Annotated in this window: 1 protein-coding gene and 2 pseudogenes; 2 read left to right on the top strand and 1 reads right to left on the bottom strand. The window is 50.8% G+C overall.

What is annotated here, in order from left to right:
- Positions 1–71: 71 nt before the first annotated feature.
- Together Q1A48_RS20855 and Q1A48_RS20850 are read left to right on the top strand one after the other, a co-directional pair.
- Positions 72–247: pseudogene (locus Q1A48_RS20855) on the top strand (IS3 family transposase); the annotation flags it as partial.
- A gap of 121 nt (positions 248–368) precedes the next feature.
- A pseudogene (locus Q1A48_RS20850) lies at positions 369–1,533 on the top strand (IS3 family transposase).
- A 205-nt stretch (positions 1,534–1,738) separates the two neighbouring features.
- Here the strand turns inward: Q1A48_RS20850 and Q1A48_RS20845 are convergent.
- The gene (locus Q1A48_RS20845) at positions 1,739–2,791 is read right to left on the bottom strand and encodes a DMT family transporter (protein ID WP_299948722.1); all 1,053 of its coding nucleotides are present in this window, start codon (positions 2,789–2,791) and stop codon (positions 1,739–1,741) included.
- Positions 2,792–3,067: the final 276 nt, after the last annotated feature.

Genomic DNA, 3,067 nt, shown 5'->3' with positions numbered 1-3,067 from the left:
TACTATGGGACTTCCGGATCTGTCAAACTATGCGTGCCTCCCCGGCAAAGCCGGGGGGTCTCCCTTTTGGACTAGAGCGCAAGCTCAGACGTGTCGAAGAGGAGAAAGAAATCTTAAAAAAGGCTACAGCTCTCTTGATGTCGGACTCGCTGAACAATTCTCGATAATTGAGCGATTGCAGGAGAGCTACGCTGTTCAGCGCCTTTGTGAGGCGTTTGATATACACCGCAGCAGCTACCGGGTTTGGCGCGATACCCTACGCTCCATCGCAGAGACAAGCCGGGACATCAGTCACTATCTGATGACTGATCTTGCCCACCAACGACGGACACTCTCTTAAGCGATAAACTACGCGACAGAGGTGACCCATGGCAAGACCAAAGAAATCAACCAAAACCACTCGCAAGCAATACTCCGAGGAGTACCGGTCAGAGGCCCTGGCGCTGGCGGCTAAGGTGGGCGTAAGCGCTGCAGCCAAACAGCTCGGCCTGCATACCTCCCAGATCTACGGCTGGCGGAGTAAGGCTAGATTACACCAGGATCGAGGAGATGCCGAGAAACAGCCAGCGGCTGAGAATGCCCGGCTGGAACGGCAGCTGGCGGAGCAGGCAGAGGAACTGGCAATCTTAAAAAAAGCCGCGGCGTACTTTGCAAAGAGCCTGAAATGAGGTACGCCTTCATGCAAGAACACAGGCAAGAGTTCAGCGTCAAGGCAATGGTGCGGGTTTTGAACGTATCCCGCAGCGGCTTCTACGACTGGGTAGCCAGAGGAACACTCTGTTCCAAGCGACAGCAACATCGGGACCAGCTGGATCGCCAGGTACAGGAGTGTTTTACGGCCAGCAAAAAACGCAGTGGCGCACCGCGGCTGACAAAGGAACTGGCACAAGCCGAGGTAATGTGTATAACCGTAAGACAATTGCTGCCAGCATGCGGCGACAGGGGCTGCGGGCTAAGGCAGTCAAGAAGTATAAGGCCACTACCTCCTCGAAGCACAATCTGCCGGTGGCTTCCAATCTACTGAAGCAGAACTTCAATGCTACGGCGGCGAATCAGAAATGGGTTGGGGACATCACCTATTTATGGACAGAAGAAGGCTGGCTATACCTGGCTGTAGTGATAGATCTCTATAGCCGCCTGGTTGTCGGCTGGGCGATGTCAGAGCGAATGACGGCCACACGGGTCTGTGATGCTTTGCGTATGGCCCTGAGGCGACGAAAAATGCCTAGGGGAGTTATCGTGCACTCTGATCGGGGGAGCCAATACTGCTCCCAAGATTATCAGTCGCTGATCAAAGCGCATAATCTGGAATGTAGCATGAGCGCGAAGGGAAACTGCTACGACAACGCTTGCGCAGAAACATTTTTCCACTCACTAAAAGTAGAATCGATTCATGGCGAACGCTTTCCAACAAGACTGGCGATGCGTGAAACGGTGTTTGAATACATAGAAGTGGATTACAATCGAACCCGCCTTCACAGCGCCAACGGCTACCTCAGCCCAGGAGCGTTTGAGGCACAGCAAACTGCTTAATGGCGTGTCCGTTGCTGGTGGGCAAGATCAGCCATCCCCCACTTGGACCAGACCGAGAGTGATGAGAATCTGTTGAGCCGTCTCGGCAAACGCCTTGATGTTGTCGCCATCATCAAGGTCTGGGGGTTGATTCTATAAGCAACACAATCGATCCTTATTGACATGCCAGTGCAGCGTCAGATCAATGCGCTGCCGCTTGAAGGCGCTATACACCCTTAAATGAGCACGGCGTTTCATACCTCACATTGAGAGCCTTTTGTTCACGATATTGGCCGAGTAGTGAGATCCCTATTCCAGCCATGATGATGATCCCTCCAACGATTTGAGCAAAGTTGGGGATCTCTTGCAGGATAAGAAAAGCGAAGAAGATGCCGGCAACGGGAGTGATGGCTGTCGAGATAGAGATGTCAGCAGAGCTCGCCCCGCCTTGGAGCCCTTTAAACCAGGTGATTTGCCCAAAAACGATAATGATCGCTCCATATACAAGCATCCACACCCAGAGGAAAGGGGAAAGGAGATCGTTAAAGTGGTTGGGGCCAAATACAGAGAGGACAATGATCGTAAAGAGGATCACCCCTGCAAGCATGCGGAAAACTGAAAAGACGCCAATAGGGATGCGGTCGAGTAGTTTCCGGCTCACCTGAACGGCAATGACACCTAAGAGTGTTGCTATAGCGGTTAAAATTTCTCCGGCTTTGGGGAGGGTTTGTAGGAACTGGTTCACTTCAGGGTTTCCAACGTCCAGCATTTTCATGCTCATCGGCCTTTCCATCGGCGGTTGATTTAAGGCAAAAATAGCAATAACACCAACCGTTACAACTAGGGCCCCCACTATTGAGAACTTTGTAGGCGCCTCCCGAAACATGACATAGGCTAACAAGAGTCCTAAGGGAGCATCTAGAGTTGAGATCAAAACGACATTGGTCACTTCCGTGATCATTAGAGCAATAAAGAAGAAGGCGGGAGCAAGAACTCCAGACATCAAGACAAGCACAAACATGTAAAACCAGTCTTTGAAAGGGTACTGTTTTAAAATGCTGAGGCGCCAATCTTTCCTGTAGATGATAAAAAGGGTGATACCCGCCAAGAGATTTCCAGCGAACAAGAGGTTACAAAAAGATATGGGGTTGTTTCCATGAATGGGATGATGGGCTCCGAGCTCCCCGATTTTTGCTACGACTGAGTTGGAAGCAGCAAAAATAAGAATCGAGATCCATAGCCAAAACCGAGTGCTTTTTACAACAGGCTGATTTTCCATTTAGTATCCTTTGAGCGCTGCGACAAGCGCCAGTGGATCTACCTCGTTCTGTGCCATGTACGCCTCTACCAGCGGGCAGTAGGGGGCCAGATCAGTCTGATCTGGATTAGTTTAGACCAAATCTGACACATTCCCTTGATGGAGGTTGAGGCAGATCCAGCATAGCCAGATATGGCTATGCCAGCTGGTAAACAACTGTAGTGTAGTGGTCAACTTTTTCCGGACAGTAAGTTAAGATTTTCTTCCGCCTTTGCAGGTGGTATACCATCGTTGTGC

Origin of the sequence: uncultured Microbulbifer sp. (assembly GCF_947489355.1) — a bacterium.
Taxonomy (GTDB): domain Bacteria; phylum Pseudomonadota; class Gammaproteobacteria; order Pseudomonadales; family Cellvibrionaceae; genus Microbulbifer.
The sequence above is the reverse complement of the archived record's forward strand: the minus strand, read 5'-3'. Positions and strand labels throughout refer to the sequence as shown.